1 protein-coding gene is annotated in these 254 nt (G+C 33.1%); it reads left to right on the top strand.

The genetic code is table 11. The annotated features are described in order from the left end of the window. Positions 1–254: hypothetical protein (locus R2R70_RS21700; protein WP_410979153.1), on the top strand; the 254-nt coding region annotated here is incomplete at both ends.

Here is a 254-nt window from a genome sequence, read left to right as displayed (position 1 = left end):
ATGGCTGAACGCTCTCAGCTTGTAAAGAAAGTACAAGGGATTGGTACATTTGTAAATCAAAAAACGATTGCGCAACGACTGGAAAGTATTACTAGTTTTCAAACAACTATTGAACAACTTGGTTTAATCGCTTCTACAAAACTAATTAAATATTTAGAGATTACAAGTAATATTCAACTTTCTCGTCTTCTAAATCTCAACATTATGGATAGGATTGTAAATATTCAATTGCTGGGATCCGGAGATAATACACC

Source organism: Cobetia sp. SIMBA_158 (genome assembly GCF_046566945.1).
In the GTDB taxonomy this organism is placed as follows: domain Bacteria; phylum Pseudomonadota; class Gammaproteobacteria; order Pseudomonadales; family Halomonadaceae; genus Cobetia; species Cobetia amphilecti.
The sequence above is the reverse complement of the archived record's forward strand: the minus strand, read 5'-3'. Positions and strand labels throughout refer to the sequence as shown.